Origin of the sequence: Bacteroides sp. 1_1_14 (assembly GCF_000162515.1) — a bacterium.
GTDB lineage: Bacteria > Bacteroidota > Bacteroidia > Bacteroidales > Bacteroidaceae > Bacteroides > Bacteroides thetaiotaomicron.
In genome coordinates this window covers 25,029-47,970 of the sequence record NZ_GG774711.1, presented here as the reverse complement: position 1 = coordinate 47,970, position 22,942 = coordinate 25,029, and the positions used below count along the sequence as shown (strand labels likewise).

At 43.4% G+C, this 22,942-nt stretch carries 14 protein-coding genes and 2 pseudogenes; 7 read left to right on the top strand and 9 right to left on the bottom strand.

What is annotated here, in order from left to right:
* Positions 1-156: 156 nt before the first annotated feature.
* The 4 genes and pseudogenes from HMPREF9007_RS03980 to HMPREF9007_RS03995 form a co-directional block, all read right to left on the bottom strand.
* Positions 157-1,095: a site-specific integrase gene (locus HMPREF9007_RS03980; RefSeq protein WP_008763230.1), complete on the bottom strand. Its 939-nt coding sequence runs from the start codon at positions 1,093-1,095 to the stop codon at positions 157-159.
* A gap of 684 nt (positions 1,096-1,779) precedes the next feature.
* Entirely contained in the window at positions 1,780-3,342 is a 1,563-nt protein-coding gene (locus HMPREF9007_RS03985) for an ATP-binding protein (RefSeq protein ID WP_008763229.1), read from the bottom strand.
* A gap of 166 nt (positions 3,343-3,508) precedes the next feature.
* Positions 3,509-5,146 (bottom strand): chaperonin GroEL, encoded by a 1,638-nt coding sequence (gene groL / locus HMPREF9007_RS03990; protein ID WP_008763228.1) that lies wholly within the window; start codon positions 5,144-5,146, stop codon positions 3,509-3,511.
* A gap of 45 nt (positions 5,147-5,191) precedes the next feature.
* Positions 5,192-5,463, bottom strand: a pseudogene (locus HMPREF9007_RS03995) (co-chaperone GroES).
* Between the two features lie 244 nt (positions 5,464-5,707).
* Between HMPREF9007_RS03995 and HMPREF9007_RS04000 the strand changes: the two are divergent.
* Positions 5,708-6,754, top strand: a complete 1,047-nt coding sequence (locus tag HMPREF9007_RS04000; RefSeq protein ID WP_011108011.1) for a L,D-transpeptidase — start codon at positions 5,708-5,710, stop codon at positions 6,752-6,754.
* 112 nt (positions 6,755-6,866) lie between these two features.
* On the top strand, positions 6,867-7,514 hold the full coding sequence (locus tag HMPREF9007_RS04005; protein ID WP_008763226.1) for a murein L,D-transpeptidase catalytic domain family protein: 648 nt from the start codon (positions 6,867-6,869) through the stop codon (positions 7,512-7,514).
* 54 nt (positions 7,515-7,568) lie between these two features.
* Here HMPREF9007_RS04005 and HMPREF9007_RS04010 read toward each other — a convergent pair whose 3' ends face one another.
* Positions 7,569-10,220 (bottom strand): ATP-binding protein, encoded by a 2,652-nt coding sequence (locus HMPREF9007_RS04010; RefSeq protein WP_008763225.1) that lies wholly within the window; start codon positions 10,218-10,220, stop codon positions 7,569-7,571.
* Between the two features lie 75 nt (positions 10,221-10,295).
* Positions 10,296-10,445 (bottom strand): hypothetical protein, encoded by a 150-nt coding sequence (locus tag HMPREF9007_RS27290; protein WP_162303121.1) that lies wholly within the window; start codon positions 10,443-10,445, stop codon positions 10,296-10,298.
* A 268-nt stretch (positions 10,446-10,713) separates the two neighbouring features.
* On the opposite strand from HMPREF9007_RS27290, the gene HMPREF9007_RS04015 reads away from it, so the two are divergent.
* From HMPREF9007_RS04015 to HMPREF9007_RS04035, 5 genes and pseudogenes are all read left to right on the top strand, one after another.
* Positions 10,714-12,183, top strand: coding sequence for a 4Fe-4S dicluster domain-containing protein (locus HMPREF9007_RS04015; protein WP_008763223.1), 1,470 nt, complete (start codon positions 10,714-10,716; stop codon positions 12,181-12,183).
* The gene (gene hydE / locus HMPREF9007_RS04020; RefSeq protein ID WP_008763222.1) at positions 12,164-13,201 is read left to right on the top strand and encodes a [FeFe] hydrogenase H-cluster radical SAM maturase HydE; all 1,038 of its coding nucleotides are present in this window, start codon (positions 12,164-12,166) and stop codon (positions 13,199-13,201) included. The genes HMPREF9007_RS04015 and hydE overlap by 20 nt, the downstream gene beginning before the upstream one ends.
* A 4-nt stretch (positions 13,202-13,205) precedes the next feature.
* On the top strand, positions 13,206-14,624 hold the full coding sequence (gene hydG / locus HMPREF9007_RS04025; RefSeq protein ID WP_008763221.1) for a [FeFe] hydrogenase H-cluster radical SAM maturase HydG: 1,419 nt from the start codon (positions 13,206-13,208) through the stop codon (positions 14,622-14,624).
* Between the two features lie 63 nt (positions 14,625-14,687).
* Positions 14,688-15,905: a [FeFe] hydrogenase H-cluster maturation GTPase HydF gene (hydF, locus tag HMPREF9007_RS04030; protein ID WP_008763220.1), complete on the top strand. Its 1,218-nt coding sequence runs from the start codon at positions 14,688-14,690 to the stop codon at positions 15,903-15,905.
* 88 nt (positions 15,906-15,993) lie between these two features.
* Positions 15,994-18,532 (top strand): annotated as a pseudogene (locus HMPREF9007_RS04035) (S9 family peptidase).
* An 84-nt stretch (positions 18,533-18,616) separates the two neighbouring features.
* On the opposite strand, the gene HMPREF9007_RS04040 reads toward HMPREF9007_RS04035, so the two are convergent.
* From HMPREF9007_RS04040 to HMPREF9007_RS04050, 3 genes are all read right to left on the bottom strand, one after another.
* Positions 18,617-20,017: a hypothetical protein gene (locus HMPREF9007_RS04040; protein WP_008763219.1), complete on the bottom strand. Its 1,401-nt coding sequence runs from the start codon at positions 20,015-20,017 to the stop codon at positions 18,617-18,619.
* 610 nt (positions 20,018-20,627) lie between these two features.
* Positions 20,628-21,992 (bottom strand): histidine--tRNA ligase, encoded by a 1,365-nt coding sequence (gene hisS, locus HMPREF9007_RS04045; RefSeq protein ID WP_008763218.1) that lies wholly within the window; start codon positions 21,990-21,992, stop codon positions 20,628-20,630.
* Positions 21,993-22,143: 151 nt separating this feature from the next.
* Positions 22,144-22,824, bottom strand: coding sequence for a zinc metallopeptidase (locus HMPREF9007_RS04050; RefSeq protein WP_008763217.1), 681 nt, complete (start codon positions 22,822-22,824; stop codon positions 22,144-22,146).
* Between the last annotated feature and the right edge of the window lie 118 nt (positions 22,825-22,942).

The window sequence follows — 22,942 nt, the reverse complement described above, 5'->3', positions numbered from 1 at the left end:
GTCTTAATACAAAGAATCCGCAGTATTTGTTGTTTATGTGTTCTTTTTTTAGTGGTTTATCAGAGATTTTTTCAATTTTGTTTGCATGTTTTCCAAAATATGTCCATATTTGCAGTGCTATTCAGTCCCGTTACCTACCAAGTAACAGGTTAGTAATCAAACTATTATTCCGCCAGCAGAGCGTTTTACAAAATCAACGATCCTATTATTTGCTTCATCAATTTTCCTATTACGGAATGGCTTCAGATAAGTCTCTGTCACCGTAATGGAAGAATGCCCCATCGCCTCAGAAATGATACCCGGATGAATTTCACAATAATAAGCTGTCGTAGCCCAGGTATGGCGGGCTGTATACGAACTAAGTTTGCTTTCCAGTCCCAGCCACTGACCTAACAATTCCAAATGCTGATTGAAACTCCGCAGGGCTAACTGATATTCCCGATATGCTTCCTGACTTCCTTCAATGCTATGAAGAATTGGAAACAAATAAGGAGAACTAAGATCCCGGCTTATGTGCTTTTCCAATAAAAGCATAGATTCCGGCGTCAAAGTCACTGATAAGGAACGACCGGTCTTACGCCGACGATACGTTATCACGTTTCCTCTTAAATCGCTTTTACGCAAATAAGCCAAATCAACAAAAGGTAAACCACGAAGCAGAAACATCAGAATAAACAGTTCCTTCGTACGACGTAAATCTGAAGGAATTGTGGATGATTTCGACAAACGACTAAAAACTTTTCGCATATCTTCATCTTCCAGCGCACGCTTCCTGTCTGCACGTGTTCCTGTGTAAACAGAACGGAATAAATGCGGGATATATTCCGCTTTACGAAGATCAACTGCACGATTATAAACCGCACGCAACACACGAAGATAAGTGGAAACAGTATTCCAACTGGAACCACGACTGCGAAGATAGACTTCAAAATCTTTCAACCATTCGGGATTTACCTGATGAAAATCAAGATATCTGCTCCCATGAAAGGTTGTCACAATGTTCAAAGTACTTCGATACACATGGGCAGTCCCAAAGTTTCCCTCTGCCCGTAGCCCATCGGCTACTTTCTTAAAAAATGAAATTAAATTCCCCATTGCATAAACTATTAGATATACACTATAATATAAATACACTTCCTATTATTATAATAGGAGCGAACGGTCAAAAAAACAAAGACCTCTTGATAAAAGTTTGGAGGCAAAGAAACGAATTTTAATTGGATCAGCATCAAAAACACGTATTTTGTTGATTTCTGTTGCTTTTACGCATTATACCACAAGTTTTCAAACAAAGGTTTCACCCTTCACCTTTTCTTTGAAAACCTTTATTCATCAGTGATAGTGGGTGAAGGGAGGTACCTTCACCTCTTTCTTCAAACAAGTCAGATACAATCAATAAGATGTTTAAAACAAACATTGAGAAGAAAAAAATAATCTATTAGCATCTTTCCATTAGGTTATAGCTAATGCAAATATCATTATAGCAAAAATAAATTAGCTTATAGCAAAAGGAATGATACTTTCATGAACGAATGTCATTCTCAGTTCAAAGGGTGAATAACTAGTCCTTCACCCGATATCGCCGATAAATAAAGGATTTCGAAGGTAAAGTGAAGGTGAAGATAATATTTATAACATCTCCCGTATGGCAACTTAAAGCTATGCTTTAGCAACCATAAAGCATAGCTTTTGGATATCCAAAGCATTGCTTTATGAAAGCGAAGAATATTATAAACGAAGCTAAATGGCAGAAAGACTTTACCAACTAATTTTAAATACTTAGTTTCCTCCTTTTTCTACAACCCATTTCTCTATATTTCGTGTCTTGGCACTGAAATTCACTCCAATTTTGAACAACTCCCAATCATTGGATTCGAAAGGCTGAGCGTAATGTTTCTCATTTATCTGTAGCAATGCTTCCTCCGCTGTACCATCCAATTTAAACTCCATGATATAAACGAATTTATCTGTCTGGAAAACAAGATCAATACGTCCTTCACTAGTATGATATTCTGCTTTAACATAGAATCCGATTAACTTGAAAACAATAAAAAGAACATTTTGATAATGTAATTCCAAATCACGAATCAACTCATAAGGTGTATCAGCAAAGAAACTTTGTAAACGTCGAAAGAAAGAATCATAATCTCCGGCTTCTATCTCACGAACAAATTTCTGAATTTCAAAAGAAGATTCCACTGCATTAGTATTAGCATAGAAAGGAAGCAAGAATTTAACAAACCCTTCTTCTACTTCACGGTTAGGAAATCCAAGACGATAAATACCAAAACGCTCATCATATCCTTTTATAGTGAGATAACCACTCTGATAAATGACAGGTATCGGATTGTCGGAAGTAGAATCAACACTATTCAAGACTTCAGCACTCGTTTCTTCGTGCGCCATTCTCTGAAGATCATAATGATGTTTTTTTAATAATTCTACTAGATAGGTAGGTGTACCGGTTTCGAACCAATAGCTGCCAAATTCATTACGTAAGAATGCATTGAGAAGACTAAACGGATTATACATGCCAATGGAATTATGAGTAAAATGGTAACCATCATAGTATTCACGCAATGCAACACATATTTCATTATATGTCATTCCACGAGCATCTGCAAATTCAGAAAGTTCAACCTCCAGATTATCATGCAATTCTTGATCACTGACTCCACATATATCTATATATTGATTCCACATGGAGATATCGTTGAGATTATTCAAATCGCTGAATACACTAACCTTACCAAACTTCGTTACACCTGTCAGCATGGCAAATTTAATATAGCCATCCATCGACTTCATCACGCCGTAGAAGGCTTTCAATGTATTCCGGTATTCTTCCTGCAACTCATCTCTACCAATGGCTTGCAACATTGGTTTGTCATACTCGTCGACAAGAATCACCACCCGCTGCCCTGTTTTTTCTGCGGCCAGTCTAATTAAAGTAACCAAACGGTCATCGATCGTTTCATCACTGGAACATGAACCGTATTGAGCTTCGTAAACAAGAAGTTGTCGATCTATCAGACGGATAAGGTCATTTTCAGTATCAAACTTTTTAGCATTCAGATCCAAATGAATAACCGGATATTCAATCCAGTCCTTCTCCAGACTCTCCATCGCCAATCCTTCGAAAAGTTCTTTTCTTCCTTTAAAATAAGCTTCAAGAGTAGATAACAGCAAACTTTTTCCAAAACGACGGGGACGACTTAGAAAATAATAACTGCCAGTCTTTACCAATTTATAAATCAACGCAGTTTTATCAATGTAAAAGTAACCATCTTTTCGAATCTTTTCAAAGTTCTGTATACCGATAGGATAAATTTTACTACTCATATTCTCAGGGATTTTTGATTTGCAATACACAAAGATACTTCTTTCCAAACAAATAACGCCAAGTTACACACAAAAGTTTCTATCACAAAGCTGCGCAAAAAAAGAACCGCCTCCCCCCACAGGGAAAGCGGTTCCATACCTTATTTTTATGTCCGAAAAGGAAGAATTACATCATTCCGCCCATGCCGCCCATTCCCGGAGCGCCCATCGGCATTTCTGGTTTATCTTCTTTCTTTTCCACGATCACACATTCTGTAGTCAGGAACATACCTGCGATAGAAGCTGCATTTTCAAGAGCCACACGAGCTACTTTAGCAGGATCTACTACACCGGCAGCATGCAGATTTTCGTAAACATCCGTACGAGCATTATAACCGAAGTCACCTTTACCTTCACGTACTTTCTGAACAACTACTGCACCTTCCTTGCCTGCATTGGCAACAATTTCGCGAAGCGGTTCTTCGATAGCACGTTTGATGATACCGATACCTGTTGTTTCATCCGCATTGTCCCCCTTCATGCCTTCAAGAGAATCGATAGCACGGATGTAAGCAACGCCACCACCCGGAATGATACCTTCTTCGATAGCAGCACGAGTTGCACGCAATGCATCGTCTACACGGTCTTTCTTTTCTTTCATTTCTACTTCAGAAGCAGCACCTACATAGAGAACTGCTACACCACCTGACAATTTAGCCAGACGTTCCTGCAATTTCTCACGGTCGTAATCTGATTTAGTAGCAACGATCTGAGCCTTGATCTGATCGCAACGTTCCTTGATGTTTTCTTTCACACCGGCACCGTTTACGATTGTTGTATAATCTTTAGATACTGTTACCTTGTCAGCAGTACCGAGCATTTCGATTGTAGCCTGTTCCAGTTTCAGACCTTTTTCCTCGCTGATTACCACACCACCTGTCAGGATAGCGATATCTTCCAGCATTTCTTTACGACGGTCGCCGAAGCCCGGAGCCTTCACAGCACAAATCTTCAGCTGAGAACGCAGACGGTTTACTACCAATGTAGTCAACGCTTCGCTATCCACATCTTCTGCGATAACCAACAGAGGACGACCTGTCTGAACAGCCGGTTCGAGGATAGGCAAGAAATCTTTCAGATTAGAAATCTTCTTGTCGTAGATCAGAATGTAAGGTTTCTCCATCTCACATTCCATCTTTTCCGTATTAGTAACGAAATAAGCAGACAGATAACCGCGGTCGAACTGCATACCTTCTACTACACCGATAGTAGTGTCAGTACCTTTAGCTTCTTCGATAGTGATTACACCGTCCTTAGAAACTTTACGCATAGCGTCAGCAATCAATTTACCGATTACCGGATCATTGTTAGCAGATACAGTAGCAACCTGTTCGATCTTGTCGTAGTTGTCACCTACAGTTTCAGCTTGTGCCTTGATTGATTCTACCACTTTGGCAACAGCCTTGTCAATACCACGTTTGATATCCATCGGGCTTGCACCGGCAGTCACATTCTTCAAACCTTCAGCTACGATAGCCTGAGCCAAAACAGTTGCAGTAGTTGTACCGTCACCTGCATCGTCACCAGTCTTAGAAGCGACTTCTTTCACCAGTTGTGCACCGGTATTTTGGTAAGCGTCTGCCAATTCGATCTCCTTTGCTACTGTCACACCGTCTTTTGTGATGTGCGGAGCACCGAATTTCTTTTCGATGATAACGTTACGTCCTTTCGGGCCAAGAGTTACTTTTACTGCATTTGCCAATGCATCGACACCTTTTTTCAATTGGTCGCGGGCATCGATATTGAATAATATTTCTTTTGCCATAATGATATCTTATTTATTTTAATATGATAAATTTAGAATTTTGAATTAACCCAAGATAGCGAGAACATCGCTCTGACGCATGATAAGGTATTTAGTGCCTTCTACTTCAAGTTCTGTTCCGGCATACTTGCCATAAAGAACTGTATCGCCTACTTTCAATACCATTTCTTCGTCTTTCGTTCCGTGACCAACTGCCACAACTTCACCCTTCAAAGGTTTTTCTTTTGCTGTATCAGGAATAATGATACCACCAATTGTTTTTCTTCTGCAGGTGCAGGGAGGATAAGCACTCTGTCTGCTAATGGTTTAATGTTCATAGTTCTTTTTTTTGATTTTATTTGTTATACATTATATTCATGATTTGTCCTCTTCTTGAAGAAGACGCTAAATCAGTTGCGAAAAGTATGCCAAAGCAAAATAATGATTGTTTGGCAGAAATTGACTGACAAAATGACTGACAACAGGTTATTAATGGCAAAAAAGCATATTTGTTCCACACTTTTTAAACAATAGAAGCGGATTATTCCTTATAATAACGTATATTCGTAAACGAACCCCAAGATGAACTGTATAGATTATATGAATAAAATAAGTTTTGGCATATCCATCGCTTTTTGCGTACTCTGTTCCTGCACTTCACGTACAGGACAAAAATCTTCTGATGAAACTTTGCAGGTCGATTCGCTGGCACAGGATACAATTGCGGAAACTGTGGCAGAACCTGTCGTCAAAAAGATTACTCCAGAAGAAATTCAAATCACCAAAGAGCTGCTGTATGATAAGTACACGCTGGAAGATACATATCCTTATAAAGATACGACCCGCAGTTTCCAATGGGAGAAAATAAAGGAACAGCTTGCTTTGCTCGAAAATATACAAATACAGCCGTCTCAATGGGCTATCCTCCAGAATTACAAGAACAGAAACGGTGAAGCTCCATTGGTGAAAAACTTCAAAAGAAATGCCTACGGACGGGTAGCGGACACGCTTGGGGTAGAACGATACCAGTCTGTCCCGCTTTATCTGCTGACGGATACGGTAACACCCGAACGCTACGGGCAGGATGGTGAACTGACGCGTTTCATCGAAGACGGAGAAAACTTTGTCAAAGCAGAACCGATATTTACAGAAGGCGAATGGATGATTCCTAAAAAGTATGTTAAAGTGATCGGAGATACGGTGGTTTTCAATAAAGCCATCTTTGTGGACCGCCATAATCAGAATATTACCGCACTGGAACGCACGGAAAAAGGGAAATGGGTAGTACGCAGTATGAACCCTTCTACTACCGGACTTCACCGACCGCCGTATGCGCAGGAAACTCCTTTAGGAATGTTCGTACTGCAGGAAAAGAAGGTGAAAATGATATTTCTGAAAGACGGCTCGAAAGAGACAGGAGGCTATGCGCCTTACGCCAGCCGCTTCACGGACGGGGCCTACATTCACGGAGTACCTGTCAATGAGCCCCGAAAGACACAGATAGAATATAGCTGGTCACTGGGAACCACTCCCCGATCACATATGTGTGTACGGAACGCAACTTCCCATGCCAAATTTATTTTCGACTGGGCACCTGTTAATGAGACGATTATTTTTGTTTTGGAATAAAAATCCCTATCTTTACCGCGATTTTATTTCAAGCTTAAACCCTATGCTTCAGAAAGTTATATTATTTTTATCATTCCTTTTCATTCCATTCAGCCATGTTTCAGTCGACACAATGGCCGTTCCTGCATCTGACTTTCCGACTCCTGTGTCCGAATTAGCTGCCGGCGAACAGCTCTTTGAAGAAATGGAGTTGGGTGGAATTGTCAATTTCATTGCATTCCGTCAGGCTGTCGCCGGTTACAACCGCATCAAGGAGAAGAGTAAACCGATTCTGACGCTGATTGACTTCTCAAAGCCGTCTACCGAAAAACGTTTTTTTGTCTTCGATATGGAGAAGAAACAACTGCTGTATTCATCAGTAGTCTCACACGGACGAAACAGCGGAGAGAATTATGCCACTTCTTTCTCCAACCAAAACGGCTCTTATAAAAGCTCATTGGGATTTTATCTCACTGAAAACACTTACCAAGGCGGAAACGGCTATTCACTCATCCTAAACGGACTCGAAAAAGGAATCAATGACAAAGCTAAAGAACGTTCCATCGTCGTGCACGGGGCTTCATACGCCAATCCGACAGTAGCCGCCTCGGGACGTTTGGGGAGAAGTCTGGGATGTCCTGCCCTCCCGACAAAACTAGCCAAGCCCATCATTAATACAATTAAAGATGGCAGTGTTATGTTTATCTATGCCAATAATAGCAGCTATCTTGCTCAAAGCGACATCTTAAAAAATGTCAGTGCCCCCATGCCGGCACTCTAAACAGTCTTTATCAGAAAGAGCTGCACGGACTAACCGCACAAAGGAAGAACAACTTTACTTTATCGGCAGGGTAAACCAGAAACAAGAACCTTTCTCCGGTTCACTATCTACGCCAATCTCGCCACCCAGTTGTTCCACAATACTGCGGCAAATGGAAAGCCCGAGTCCTGTGCCATGTACAAAGGAATTTAGTTTGACGAAACGCTCAAAAATCTCGTTCTGCATTTCCGGCTCAATACCTATGCCTGTATCGGCAACGTAGAAACGCAGATGAGCCTCATCAAGCTGATCATAGCCTACCCGTATATTTCCTTCTTCCGTGAATTTAAGCGCATTGTTTACAAAGTTGGAAATAACCTGATGTAAACGATTGCGGTCACTCATGATACGACATTCCGGCAGATGGCGGTCAAAAAGGATTTCCACGTTCGGTCTGGCCTTCATTCTCATAGCGAGAACAATATCTTCACAAAGCAGATTTACGTCCACTTCACGTTCGGTGAAATCGAACGTTCCCGCCTCAATCTTCGATAAGTCAAGAATATCTGAAATCAATTGTAGTAACAGGTCATTGTTTTCTTCCACAATATCCATGTACTGCCGTCTTTCCTCCATGTCCTCCGTATCCACCATCAGACTGGAAAAACCAACTATGGCATTCAGCGGAGTGCGTATCTCATGACTCATATTGGCAAGGAAAGCAGACTTCAACCGGTCGGATTCTTCGGCTTTCTCTTTTGCCTCTATCAGTTTGGCTTCCGTTTCTTTCAAGGCAGTGATATCGTAGTTGACTCCAATCAATTCCACTTGGCCTTTTTCCGGCTCATAGAGATTCAACACTACATTGGTACGCACCCAGTTCCATTCATTCTTCGTACCGGGACGCAAAATACGCATCTCACCTTTGAAGGCTTTTGCTTTCCCTTTCTTTGCTTCTTCAAAAAAAGCAAGCATACGGGAACGGTCATCCGGATGCATTTTGGAGTAAACACCGACTACATCGGAAAGAGGTGTATTCTCATCCTCTCCCATATTCTTGAACCATTGCTTGATAGCATAGCCCTGACGATTCAGCAGATTGAGTTTGGCATATCCCACCTTGGCATAATCAGATATAAGAAGAAACAGATTCTCAAAATCAGAAATACGCTTCAAGGCATCAATACGCTCCGTATTATCCATATTAATAAGGATATATCCGGTAAGGTTACCATGATTATCATATAATTTGCGGACTTTTGTATAAAGTTCGATGACACCGGCTTTCAATGGACGATAATACCCCGTGTGGCGGGCACATTCGAACGAATAACGGGCACGAAAATCCGTAATACTGCTCTTGCGTATACTCTCAAGTATTTGGGCATCCACATTCGGGTTTTCAAAGAAATTGAGTCCGATCACCTCTGACTTATCTGAAATTCCCAGAATATCCATATCCCTCTCGTTCAAATCCACCAGATTCCCCTCTTTATCGTAAATCTCCACCCCAGCAGGAATATTGGCAAAGATGTTTTTGAAGAGTCTTTCACTGCGTGCCAAAGCTGCTTGTTCGAAGATTACTTTCTCTTTCGCTCTGCGTAGTTCAAGGCAAATACTGATTACATTGGCCAAAGAAGACAGCCAGCGATAATCTTCGTCCGACCATGAAGCGGAACCATCTACCAAATCTACTCCCATAAATCCGTAGACATGATCATTGACTACCAATGGAGTCGCCATCAAAGCCTTAATTCCCTGACGGGACAACACCTCATATTCACCCTGCCCCATTCCAGGCATCGGCTTTAATGTTTCAAATAAAATAGGCTTCTTGCCCAATATCTGTGATGTCCACCACGGCATGAAGTCTACCGGAATTTCCTGCAATTTATTTATTTCCGCTTTTACTCCTTCCGCTACAACTTCATAGGTACAGTTATAAAAATGATTTTCTTCGTCCGTCTCGAAAATATAGGCACGTCCCGCCCGATAAAAAGCCAGAATATCTTTTAATATCTCATAAATTCCTGTCTCGACTTCTTCATCTTTCAGAAAACGGGACAAAGACCGTGAAATTGAGTTCTGATAATAAAGCAAATCGTTGATACGGTGTGAGATGGTTTCCGTTTTTTCATGTTCCACCTTCTCGACAGATTCCTGTTCAAAGTCTGCCGCATGTTCAGCCACATATTTCCATAAGGGGGCGGCGTTGAGTGACTGCATGATCTCATTGTTTTCCAGCAGTTGTTTCACTTCTTCAAAAGTCAGCAGATGTACAGACAAATCTTCGGTATCTTCCAGATGTTGATGATCTATCGGTTCGACATCCGTAGCAAGGAAGCAATGGGTCAGGTTGGTATGCGTACTCGGATTGGCAGATATCACCATGTATTCCTGCCAGTTTCCTTTTCCATATCCGGTCTCTTCCCACAGTTCGCGCTGAGCGGAAACTAATGGGGAAGCATCCTCTTTATCACAAACTCCGGCACAGAGTTCGTAAGAGGTACGTCCCAATCCAGGACGATACTGACGGACAAATACAAATTTGCCGTCTTTGGTTATTGCTATCGTGTTTACCCAATCGGGATATTCAAGAATATAATATTCAGGGATGTGGTTTCCATTAGGCAATAGCATATCTTCGCAGCGTACTGTCAACCACGGGCGGCGAAACAGATATTTGCTACTTACTGTTTTCCAGGCCTTCTCTTTCTCTTCCATCATTATTTGGTTTGCTTGCGGCAAAAGTAATGATTTTAGCCGGATAACTATCGCTCTATACAAACAAATATCTGTTTTTTACTCGCAAGTGATCTCTATTGTCTGTACCTGTTCGAGGTACTTCTTTGTAGCACTAACCAGCGAACTCCCCATATAATACCAAAACATCAGGCTGATGATGATCATTAATGCACCGATCATCGCAAAACGACTTCTTTGTTCCAACATACTGCTACTCATATCTCTTCTCCTCTCTTATTTTATGTTTCACAAAGATAACACCGAAATGCTACAAAAAATTGACAAGAATGTTTCAAAAACCTTAAATATTGAATTTATTTAACCAACCGGAGGGAAATAGTCTCCTGCATACAGGCTGTTTTATCCTTCCGGAAATATTAATGTAACAATCTGCTACATTCAATTTAACGATTATTAGTTTATCCGCAAACTAGTTACTATCTTTGCACCCACTAACAACCCTTTTAATTACTATATGGCTTTTACTAATAATATTATGATTGTCCGGCATAAATTGCTGGCTGACCTTGTCAGACTCTGGAAAAACGACCAGTTAGTAGAAAAAATTGACCGTCTCCCTATTGAGCTGAGTCCGCGCAAATCAAAACCGCTGGGGCGTTGCTGCGTACACAAAGAACGTGCTGTATGGAGATACAAGACCTTCCCGCTGATGGGACTGGATATGACGGATGAACACGACGAAGTAACTCCTCTCTCCGAATATGCACGGATGGCATTGAACCGCCCGGAACCAAGTAAGGAAAATATCATGTGTGTCATTGACGAAGCCTGTTCTTCCTGCGTACAGATTAATTATGAAATCACCAATCTTTGCCGGGGATGTGTGGCACGCAGCTGCTATATGAATTGCCCTAAGGATGCAATACGTTTCAAGAAAAACGGTCAGGCAATGATTGATCATGATACTTGCGTCAGTTGCGGTATCTGCCATAAGAGTTGTCCTTATCACGCGATTGTATATATCCCCGTTCCTTGCGAAGAATCCTGTCCGGTGAAAGCTATCAGCAAAGATGAGCATGGCGTGGAACATATTGACGAAAGCAAGTGCATCTACTGTGGAAAATGTATGAATGCCTGCCCGTTCGGTGCTATCTTTGAGATTTCACAAACCTTTGATGTACTGCAACACATCAAGAAAGGAGAAAAGTTGGTAGCTATCATCGCTCCGTCTATCCTCGGACAGTTCAAGACTTCTATCGAACAGGTATACGGCGCCTTTAAAGAAATAGGATTCACCGACATTATCGAAGTAGCCGAAGGAGCCATGATGACCACCAGCAATGAGGCACACGAACTGCTGGAAAAACTGGAAGAAGGCCAGAAATTCATGACTACTTCCTGCTGTCCTTCTTACATTGAACTAGTAGAAAAGCACATGACGGAAATGAAACCGTACGTTTCTACCACAGGATCACCGATGTATTATGCGGCACGAATCGCCAAAGAGAAACATCCGGATGCGAAGATTGTATTTGTCGGTCCATGCGTAGCCAAACGAAAAGAGGTACGCCGTGACGATGCTGTAGACTATATCCTGACATTCGAGGAAGTAGGTTCTATTTTGGATGGAATGGACATTCAGCTGGAACAGGTGAATTCTTTCTCTATACTGCATACTTCCGTCCGCGAAGCACATGGTTTTGCACAAGCCGGTGGTGTGATGGGAGCCGTAAAAGCATATCTGAAAGAAGAAGCGGACAAGATCAATGCTATCCAAGTGTCGGATATCAACAAAAAAAATATAGCCTTGCTGCGTGCCTGTGCCAAAACAGGAAAAGCAGCGGGACAGTTTATCGAAGTGATGGCTTGCGAAGGTGGCTGTATCACCGGACCGAGTACGCACAACGACATTGTTTCAGGACGTCGTCAATTAGCACAAGAGCTGCTCAAGCGGAAAGAAAGCTATGAGACAATGGATAGATAAACTGCGAGAAGAAAGGACACTCCGACCGGAAGAATTCCGGCAACTGCTGACCGAATGTGACGGAGAATCATTGCGCTATATCAATAAACAGGCGCAAGAAGTCAGTCTCCGTCATTTCGGAAACCGGATTTTTATTCGCGGACTGATTGAAGTCAGTAACTGTTGTCGAAATAACTGCTATTACTGCGGTATCCGGAAAGGGAATCCGAATCTGGAACGTTATCGGTTATCCACAGAAAATATACTGAATTGCTGCAAGCAAGGGTATGGACTCGGCTTCCGTACCTTTGTGCTGCAAGGAGGAGAAGACCCCGCACTGACAGAGGAACGGATAGAGGATATAGTCTCAACGATTCACCGGAGTTATCCCGATTGCGCCATAACACTGTCACTCGGTGAAAAGTCACGGGAAGCATACGAACGTTTCTTTCAGGCAGGCGCCAACCGCTATCTGCTGCGTCACGAGACTTATGACAAAGAACATTATCAACAACTGCACCCTGCCGGTATGTCATGCGAGCATCGTCTGCAATGCTTACGGGATTTAAAGGACATCGGCTATCAGACAGGCACCGGAATAATGGTCGGCAGTCCGGGACAGACGATAGAACACCTGATTCAGGATATTCTGTTTATCGAACAGCTTCGCCCCGAAATGATTGGTATCGGCCCCTTCCTGTCTCATCGCGACACACCTTTTGCCCAGTCCCCCAGCGGAACCGTGGAACGGACGCTCCTTTTATTATCCATCTTCCGTCTGATGCATCCGTCGGCGCTGATTCCGGCAACTACGGCACTGGCTACCCTCACTCCCGACGGCCGGGAACAGGGAATACTGGCAGGCGCCAATGTTGTCATGCCCAATTTGTCGCCACAGGAAGAACGCAAAAAGTACAATCTGTATAATAACAAAGCCTCCCTCGGAGCGGAATCTGCGGAAGGACTCAACATACTGCAACAGCAGCTGGAAAAGATCGGTTATCAAATCTCCTTCTCCAGAGGCGATTACAAACAATAAAGAAATGTATAAAGTAGATTCACCCCAAGCAGAAGAATTCATTCATCATGAAGAGATTCTGGAAACTCTTGAATATGCACGGAGTCACAAAGACAACCGCGCATTCATAGAACAGCTGATCGAAAAAGCCGCTCTTTGCAAGGGACTGACGCACCGTGAAGCAGCTACCCTGCTGGAATGCGACCAACCTGACCTGATAGAACGAATCTTCCATCTCGCCAAAGAAATCAAACAGAAGTTTTACGGCAACCGTATCGTTATGTTCGCACCGCTTTACCTGTCGAACTATTGCGTAAACGGATGCGTATATTGCCCTTATCATGCCAAAAACAAAACAATCGCCCGCAAGAAACTGACGCAGGAAGAAATACGCAAGGAAGTAATCGCTTTGCAGGATATGGGGCATAAACGTCTGGCACTTGAAGCCGGCGAACATCCGACTCTCAACTCACTGGAGTATATACTGGAATCCATCCGGACCATTTATAGTATCAGACACAAGAATGGGGCTATCCGCCGTGTAAACGTAAATATCGCCGCCACTACCGTCGAGAACTATCGCCGGTTGAAAGATGCCGGCATCGGCACGTATATCCTATTTCAGGAAACTTATCACAAAAAGAACTACGAAGCTCTCCACCCCACCGGACCGAAAAGTAACTATGCTTATCATACCGAAGCAATGGACCGCGCCATGGAAGGCGGCATAGACGATGTAGGAATGGGAGTACTCTTCGGACTGAATACCTATCGCTATGACTTCGTAGGATTACTGATGCACGCAGAACATCTGGAAGCCCGTTTCGGTGTGGGTCCGCACACTATCAGCGTACCGCGCATCTGTTCGGCGGACGACATCGATGCGGGGGATTTTCCCAATGCGATTTCCGATGATATATTCAGCAAGATTGTTGCTGTCATCCGGATAGCGGTTCCTTACACTGGCATGATTATATCCACACGTGAATCACAGGAGTCCCGCGAAAAAGTACTTGAACTCGGTATCTCACAAATCAGCGGCGGCTCCCGCACCAGCGTAGGCGGCTATGCGGAAACGGAACTTCCGGAAGATAACTCCGCACAATTTGATGTAAGCGACACCCGGACTCTGGACGAAGTGGTCAATTGGCTGCTCGAATCAGGATATATCCCCAGCTTCTGCACCGCCTGCTATCGGGAAGGACGCACCGGGGACCGATTTATGTCCTTAGTCAAATCGGGACAGATAGCCAACTGCTGCGGCCCCAATGCATTAATGACTCTGAAAGAATACCTCGAAGATTATGCGTCGGAAGACACCCGAATCAAAGGAATGAAACTGATAGCCAAAGAGACCGACCGGATTCCGAATCCCAAAATCAGAGAAATAGCCATCCGGAACTTAAAAGATATTTCGGAAGGAAAAAGAGATTTCAGATTTTAAGGGGCAAGGTGCCCCTGCCAAGTTTCCATGCGGATAATTAACGTTACAACAATTGCTTGATTTATGAATTTAGTCCACACCCCCAATGCCAACCGGCTCCACATCGCACTCTTCGGAAAGCGTAACAGCGGAAAATCCTCCCTGATCAATGCGCTGACCGGACAGGATACCGCTCTTGTTTCCGATACTCCCGGAACAACGACCGATCCCGTACAGAAAGCAATGGAAATTCACGGTATCGGTCCTTGTCTGTTCATTGATACTCCGGGATTTGACGATGAAGGTGAGTTAGGAAACAGACGTATCGAATGCACGTGGAAAGCCGTAGAGAAAACCGATATCGCCCTTCTGCTTTGTGCAGGTGGTGGCTCTGCTGAAGAAACCGGAGAACCGGACTTCACCGAAGAACTTCATTGGCTGGAACAACTTAAGGCAAAAAACATCCCGACCATTCTGCTCATCAACAAGGCAGATATACGGAAGAACACCGCATCCCTTGCCATCCGGATAAAGGAGACTTTTGGAAGCCAGCCGATTCCTGTCAGTGCCAAAGAGAAGACAGGCGTCGAACTGATACGACAAGCCATTCTGGAAAAGTTGCCGGAAGATTTCGATCAGCAAAGCATCACAGGCAGTCTGGTAACGGAAGGAGATCTTGTCTTACTGGTCATGCCACAAGATATTCAAGCCCCCAAAGGGAGACTTATTTTGCCACAAGTACAGACAATACGGGAATTGCTCGACAAGAAATGTCTGATCATGAGCTGCACCACAGATAAGTTACGGGAAACGTTGCAAGCCCTCTCCCGCCCTCCTAAACTGATTATTACGGACTCACAAGTCTTTAAAACAGTTTACGAGCAAAAACCGGAAGAAAGCAGACTGACTTCTTTTTCCGTCCTTTTTGCCGGCTATAAAGGAGATATCCGATACTATGTGAAAAGCGCCTCAGCCATCGGAAGCCTGACAGAATCTTCCCGTGTACTGATAGCCGAAGCCTGCACACACGCCCCTCTATCCGAAGACATCGGGAGAGTAAAACTTCCGCATCTGTTAAGAAAGCGAATTGGAGAAAAGTTATCGATAGATATCGTGGCGGGAACTGATTTCCCGCAGGATCTCACTCCTTATTCTTTGGTTATCCATTGCGGCGCTTGTATGTTCAACCGCAAATATGTGCTGAGCCGCATCGAAAGAGCAAGGTTACAAAATGTACCGATGACAAATTACGGAGTAGCTATCGCTTTCCTCAATGGGATACTTAATCAAATAGAATATTAAAATAAAAAGAACAGAATCTTGCAGACTTCAAGCATTTGTCTTATATTAGTCACGCAATCAAATATTTATTAACTTTAGACATAAACAAATGAAAAAGAGAACTATGGCTTTGGCCATCTTTCTGGCAACCGGTGTTACTATGCAAGCACAAGACCGACTGACACAGTACAAAGTCCGGAATGCCATCAGCGTTCGTACCCCCATTATGAACGACAGCATCAATCCTAAAGGAGAAAAACACACCAAAAAGATGTTACTCCAAACCCCGGTCGTACTACATTTGCCGGATGCACCGATGCAGTCGCTCACTGCGGACACAGCGGGGTATCTCAGCTTCGAGAAAGCGGATAAAGACAATAAACTTTATCTGGTTAAGACTCAGATTCGTGCAGAACGTTTCCTGAAAGGGAAGTTGAAAATCACCTCCCCCGTCCGCTGGGAAGTCTTCATTGACGGAGCCTCCAAGCAAGTAAAGGATGCGGTAGAAGACAGCATCACCTCCGGCTCATCACGTGACATCGCTCTCAGCCTTGAACCGGAGCGGGATTACGAGATAATCATCAAACTGCTTTCTGCTTCCGATGACAAAGCGGCACCAACGCTGAAATGCGAACTGATCAAAGACGAGAAATTCAAAGACATTGCCTGCAATCTAGATCCAGAAGCAAAGAAGCGTTTTTCTCTAGACAATACAGTTTATGGCAACCGTGCCATCGCTGTTTCCATCTCTCCCAGCGGAAAGTATCTGTTGACCCGTTATTGGGATAACCACGCCGCCAAACGCTCACGCACTTATTGCGAACTGACGGAACTAAAGAGCGGAAAAGTACTTCTGACCAATCTCAGAGACGGCATGAGCTGGATGCCCAAAAGTGATAAACTATACTACACAGTAACCGCCCTGACAGGAAATGACGTAATCACCCTCGACCCTGCCACACTCCGCGAAGAAACAATTTTGCAAAGTATACCCGAACAGAGTTTCAGATGGTCGCCCAACGAAGATTTTCTGATTTACTATCCCCGCGAAGAAGGAGTCAAAGAAAATGGTCCTCTCCGCCGCATCGTAAGTCCTGCAGACCGTATTCCCAATTCTCGCGGACGGAGTTTCCTTGCGAAATACAACCTGGCCGACGGTATCTCCGAGCGCCTGACTTATGGCAACCACAGCACATATCTGCAAGATATTTCTCCGGACGGAAAATACATGTTATACAGTACATCCAAAGAAAACATCACTCAACGTCCATTCTCTCTGTCCTCACTTTATCAGGTAAATTTGGAAACGTTGAAAGTGGATACCCTTTTCTATGAAGATCGCTTTGTTGGAGGCGCGGGCTACTCTCCTGACGGCAAGCAGCTATTGCTGACCGGCAGCCCCGAAGCGTTCGGCGGCATCGGAAAGAATTGTGGCAACCACCCTATTGCCAATGATTTCGATACTCAAGCCTTTATTATGGATTTGAGTACCCGCAAGATACAGCCGATTACCAAAGACTTTAATCCGACAGTCAGCCCTCTGCAATGGAATCATGGCGATGGGTGCATCTATTTCAATACGGACGATGGCGATTGCAAAAACATCTATCGTTATTCTCCGAAGGACGGAAAATTTGAGAAGCTGAACCTTGAAACGGATGTTACCAGCGCTTTCGCTCTGTCCGAATACAATCCGGGCATCGCAGCTTACATCGGTCAATCGGACTACAATGCCGGAGTAGCCTATCTCTATGACATGAAGAAAAAAACTTCCAGCCTGCTTGCCGATCCGATGAAACCGATTCTGGAGAAAATAGAATTAGGCAAAACAGAGCCGTGGAACTTTACCGCTTCCGACGGAACTGTCATCACTGGCAAGATGTGCCTGCCTCCGAATTTCGATCCGAACAAGAAATATCCGATGATCGTATATTACTATGGCGGTACGACTCCGACTACCCGCGGAATCAGTAATCCGTATTGCGCACAATTATTCGCTTCACGTGACTATGTGGTCTACGTCATCCAGCCTAGCGGAACGATTGGCTTCGGACAGGAATTCTCCGCCCGCCACGTCAATGCGTGGGGCAAACGTACAGCAGATGACATCATCGAAGGCACGAAGCAATTCTGCAAAGAGCATCCGTTTGTGGATGAAAAGAAAATCGGATGTCTCGGTGCTTCTTATGGCGGATTCATGACGCAGTATTTACAGACGCAGACGGATATTTTCGCCGCTGCCGTGTCGCACGCCGGAATCAGTGACGTGACCAGCTACTGGGGGGAAGGTTACTGGGGGGTATTCCTACAATGCCATCGCCGCAGCCGACAGTTACCCGTGGAAGGACCCGGACTTGTTCACCAAACAAGGCTCCCTGTTCAACGCCGACAAGATAAACACTCCGTTACTGCTGCTACACGGTACGGTAGATACCAATGTACCTATCGGTGAAAGTATCCAGCTTTTCAACGCTTTGAAGATACTTGGCAAGACTGTAGAATTCGTGACCGTAGACGGAGAAAACCATTTCATCTCCGATTATGACAAGCGAATCAAATGGCATAATTCCATCATGGCATGGTTTGCCCGTTGGCTACAGGATCAGCCGGAATGGTGGAAGGAAATGTATCCGGAACGCCATTTATAATTTATGATAAATACGTATCTCCGGTCGTACACAAGAGTAATTCTTGGATATACGACCAGGGATACTTTTTTTGAGCAATCTCATCTATTTTAATTCTACCTCGATAGCTGCCGGATAAAGTCGTTGCGGATCGAAGAACACCGCACAGCTATTAACCATATTCTTCAAATCAGCCTTTACTTTTCCCTCGAAAACCTTTTTGCCATTCACCGTCAGAGTCACCTTTTCAGTTAAATCGACCAGCTCGTCGCAGAGAAAAATGACCACTTTCCCTTTATGCGCCTGCGCATATTTCTTCGCAAACTTCATCTCTATTCCCCATCGTTGATCCTTCTCCGTGGCTTCATAAACAACATCATCGACTTTCAATGAAATATGATTTCCCGAAATACTCATTTCATAATAAGTACGCGACTTCCCCTCTTCATCGGATCTTTCCTTCACATACAGATTATAAAATCCTTTCCGGTAGAGTCCGTCCATTTCAAAATTCTCCCAGCTTACATATTTGGGATAAGGATTACGGACATATTGCTTCAGCCAGGGAGTCGTCGGACGATAATCAATACTATGCCCCATTCCGGGAATCAGTTCTATCTTGTGAGTGAAATAGCCGGGATGCTGATGCGCCAAACTATCGAATGCTTCCCGTACATATCCGGTCAGTGTATTCCGGTAGAATCTGGTATCCTTATCTCCTGTCCGCAAAGAAAAAGCAATATTACTACAATTCTCCGCAGGAGCATTCTTTAAAGGTTCCCCTCCTGCCATCGGTCCCGCAGCAGCCCAATAATCAGCATAAAATGAGGCCAGACGCTGACTGCCATATCCGCCTTCCGAGATTCCAAAAACATACACTCTGTTGGGATCAATCTTTCCCAAGAGTAAGGATTGTCGCAGCAATTTCTCCCAGGCAAACTGTTTAGCTTTCTGCCACCAACGATAGTACTCGCCTTCGTTCGGAATCTGTGGTATAAAGTAAACGGAAGGAGCATCATCAAAATTCCGGCAAATATTCAATCCGGTACTCCATTCCCGCTCTTTGGGTCCCGAACCATGCAGATAGAGGAATAATGGAAGTTCATTTCCTATTTCATCTGTCCCTTTCATTCCCCAGTAATAGGGCATCACTGCATTTGGTTCCAAACTATCAGGAAGTTTCCAGTAGCCGGTAGAAGCGGATGAGAGTGTATCCAAAGCTATTAATTTTTCTTCTTTAAAACCATCATTTGCCTCTTTCCACAACTGCCATACGACATCACGATAGTGTTCTACTTCTGACAGTTTCAACGGTTTTCCTGCGTCAAAAGTGGTTGTCTTACCGGAAAGAGATTCAGAAAAGAACGTAACAATCTCTTTTCTTGTCTGTGCCTTCACCGACTTCCCGGGGTATTTCTCATTTGATTCGAGTTCATGAGCTACTGAAGAAACAACACTGGCGGCACAGACTATGCCTAGAAAAAACGTGTTTTTTATTGTTTTCATACTACTTTGGAGTTTGTCGTTTTTCATATATTTGCTAACGATTTAATGTATGCACAAAGATAGAAATTACTGTCCGGTTCTCCTTACCTTTTCAGTCTAATCTAAAAACTAATATCCAAAGTTTTTAATTAAGAAGTAGAATTAAGCCTTCCGAGAATATGATCCCCAAAAGTAATTGTTACATATAATTACCATTCCATTCTATATAGTTTCCGATAGTCAGTTTTCATTCGAAACCGCATCCTTATATCTTTACAAAAACAAAAACGGCCTTTAATAAACACGGATTCTGTTTATAATAAACTTATCGCACGTTTATTATAAACGGTATCCAAGTTTATTAAAAACGATATTCGTCCCTTTTTAAGTAAGAGACGAAATGTAGCAGGCATAATTAACGACAAAATGGGGCAATAATCATCTGATCATTGCCCCATTCCAAGTTCTTCTGATACTTATAAGTAACAGTATAAAGGTGATATTTATGTATCTATTTTTCTTATTACATTCATCTTATTTATGCCTTTTCTTTTCTCAAAGATACAACATAAAAAGTCATTTGTCAAGTACTTCACCGGAAAAGCGGATATTCTTACTCTATACCCTGCTTTTAGTTGCGCAAAGCAGCTATCAGTTCTTCCACCGAAACAAGATTCTGTTCACCGGTTTCCATATTCTTCAGCATTGCTTTGCCTTCATTCATTTCGTTCTCTCCTACGATAGCTACGAACGGAACACTCTTGGCATTAGCATAGCTCATCTGCTTCTTCATCTTTGCCGCATCCGGGAAGATTTCCGCACGGATACCTGCCGCACGAACTTTTGCCAGCATACTCATGGAGAAAGAAGCTTCTTTATCACCAAAGTTTACGAACATCAATTCCGTACCGTTCACTGCTTCCTTCGGATAAAGTTCCAGTTGATTCAATACATCGAAGATACGGTCTGCACCAAAAGAAATGCCGACTCCCGACACACCGGCCATACCGAATACTCCTGTCAGGTTGTCATAGCGACCGCCACCGGTGATACTGCCGATCTGCACATCCAGCGCTTTCACTTCGAAGATAGCACCGGTATAATAATTCAATCCGCGAGCCAGCGTCAAGTCAAGTTCGATTTCATTTTTCAAGCCCATTGTTTCCAATGTGCCCAGAATAAATTCGCTTTCTTCGACTCCTTTCATGCCTGTCTCACTGGCTGCCAGCACGCTCTTTAGTGTAGCCAGCTTTTCAGTATTGGTTCCGCTCAGCAGAATGATCGGCTGCAATTTGGCAATCGCCTCATCACTGATTCCTTTCTCTTTCAGTTCCGCATTGACGTTCTCCAGACCAATCTTATCCAGTTTGTCAATAGCCACTGTGATATCTACAATCTTATCCGCTTCACCGATAATCTCAGCGATACCGGAAAGAATCTTGCGGTTATTGATCTTAATACACACACGGATGTTGAAACGGCTGAATACTGTATCGACAATCTGCATCAGTTCTACTTCATTCAGCAGTGAATCACTGCCGACAACATCGGCGTCGCATTGATAGAACTCACGGTAACGTCCTTTCTGCGGACGGTCTGCACGCCATACCGGCTGTATCTGATAACGCTTGAACGGGAAAGTTATTTCATCGCGGTGCATCACCACGTAACGGGCAAAAGGCACTGTCAAGTCATAGCGCAAACCTTTCTCACAGAATTTGCTTGCCAGCTTAACAGCATTACGACTCAATAACTCTTCATCCGTGATGCCGGAAAAATAATCTCCGGAGTTCTGAATCTTAAATAGAAGTTTGTCACCCTCATCGCCATATTTCCCCATCAGTGTAGAAAGCATCTCCATCGACGGAGTTTCTATCTGCTGGAAACCATACAGATGATATACGTCACGAATCGTATTGAATATATAATTACGCTTCGCCATTTCTACCGGCGAAAAGTCACGAGTTCCTTTAGGAATACTTGGTTTTGCTGCCATGATATAATTACTGTTTAGTATTTTAATTGCGCAAATTTACTGCAAATTTCCGAGCAACGCTTGCATATATCTAAAAAAAACATCAATAAAAAAAGAACGCCTCCATAGTCTTTGAAAACGATGGAGGCGTCAAAACGATTAATCTTATCTCTTAGTCTCTTCTGCCCATAGCAATCATAATGTAATAGATCAGCGTAGCCAATGAACCCAGTGCAGCAACTACATAGGTGTATGCAGCAGAGCGAAGAGCGTCTTCGGCTTGCGTATGATTGTATGAATTAGTAATGCCGGATGAACTCAGCCACACAAGCGCGCGCTTACTTGCATTGATTTCCACCGGCAAGGTGATAAAGCTGAACAAAGTAGTGGTAGCAAACAGAATGATACCAATCCACAACAATTGCGGGAAGGAGTTGAACAGCAGAATACCGCCCAGCAATACCCAAGTCATGATAGAGGACGAAAAATTCACTACCGGCACCAAGGCGCTGCGCATTTTCAACGGAGCATACATACGTGCATGCTGAACAGCGTGTCCACATTCGTGTGCCGCTACGGCAGCCGCCATGATACTATTACTTTCGTATACACCTTCACTCAGATTCACTGTTTTGTTAGCAGGATTGTAGTGGTCGGTCAGCTGACCGGGTGTATGAGTTACTTGTACATCGTAAATTCCATTGTCGTGCAGCATCTTCAGAGCTACGTCGCGTCCTGTCATACCGTTTCCTGTCGGAATTTTGGAATACTTCTTGAATTTGTTCTGCAAATTCATCTGTACCAACCAACTTGCTACGGCAATACCAATAAATAATACCCAATAAGACATCATATACTTTTCATTTTAATTATTACTCTATATCTATATAAACAAATTGTTTGCCAAAAATAAAGGGAAACTACGTATGTAACGATAGTTTCCCTATGCTTTTATGAAGAATTAGCTAAAA

Coding starts and splice junctions, on each gene's coding strand:
- HMPREF9007_RS03980 (WP_008763230.1), bottom strand. CDS start 1,095: ATGGGGAATTTAATTTCATTTTTTAAGAAAGTAGCCGATGGGCTACGG.
- HMPREF9007_RS03985 (WP_008763229.1), bottom strand. CDS start 3,342: ATGAGTAGTAAAATTTATCCTATCGGTATACAGAACTTTGAAAAGATT.
- groL (WP_008763228.1), bottom strand. CDS start 5,146: ATGGCAAAAGAAATATTATTCAATATCGATGCCCGCGACCAATTGAAA.
- HMPREF9007_RS04000 (WP_011108011.1), top strand. CDS start 5,708: ATGAACTGTATAGATTATATGAATAAAATAAGTTTTGGCATATCCATC.
- HMPREF9007_RS04005 (WP_008763226.1), top strand. CDS start 6,867: ATGGCCGTTCCTGCATCTGACTTTCCGACTCCTGTGTCCGAATTAGCT.
- HMPREF9007_RS04010 (WP_008763225.1), bottom strand. CDS start 10,220: ATGATGGAAGAGAAAGAGAAGGCCTGGAAAACAGTAAGTAGCAAATAT.
- HMPREF9007_RS27290 (WP_162303121.1), bottom strand. CDS start 10,445: ATGTTGGAACAAAGAAGTCGTTTTGCGATGATCGGTGCATTAATGATC.
- HMPREF9007_RS04015 (WP_008763223.1), top strand. CDS start 10,714: ATGGCTTTTACTAATAATATTATGATTGTCCGGCATAAATTGCTGGCT.
- hydE (WP_008763222.1), top strand. CDS start 12,164: ATGAGACAATGGATAGATAAACTGCGAGAAGAAAGGACACTCCGACCG.
- hydG (WP_008763221.1), top strand. CDS start 13,206: ATGTATAAAGTAGATTCACCCCAAGCAGAAGAATTCATTCATCATGAA.
- hydF (WP_008763220.1), top strand. CDS start 14,688: ATGAATTTAGTCCACACCCCCAATGCCAACCGGCTCCACATCGCACTC.
- HMPREF9007_RS04040 (WP_008763219.1), bottom strand. CDS start 20,017: ATGAAAACAATAAAAAACACGTTTTTTCTAGGCATAGTCTGTGCCGCC.
- hisS (WP_008763218.1), bottom strand. CDS start 21,992: ATGGCAGCAAAACCAAGTATTCCTAAAGGAACTCGTGACTTTTCGCCG.
- HMPREF9007_RS04050 (WP_008763217.1), bottom strand. CDS start 22,824: ATGATGTCTTATTGGGTATTATTTATTGGTATTGCCGTAGCAAGTTGG.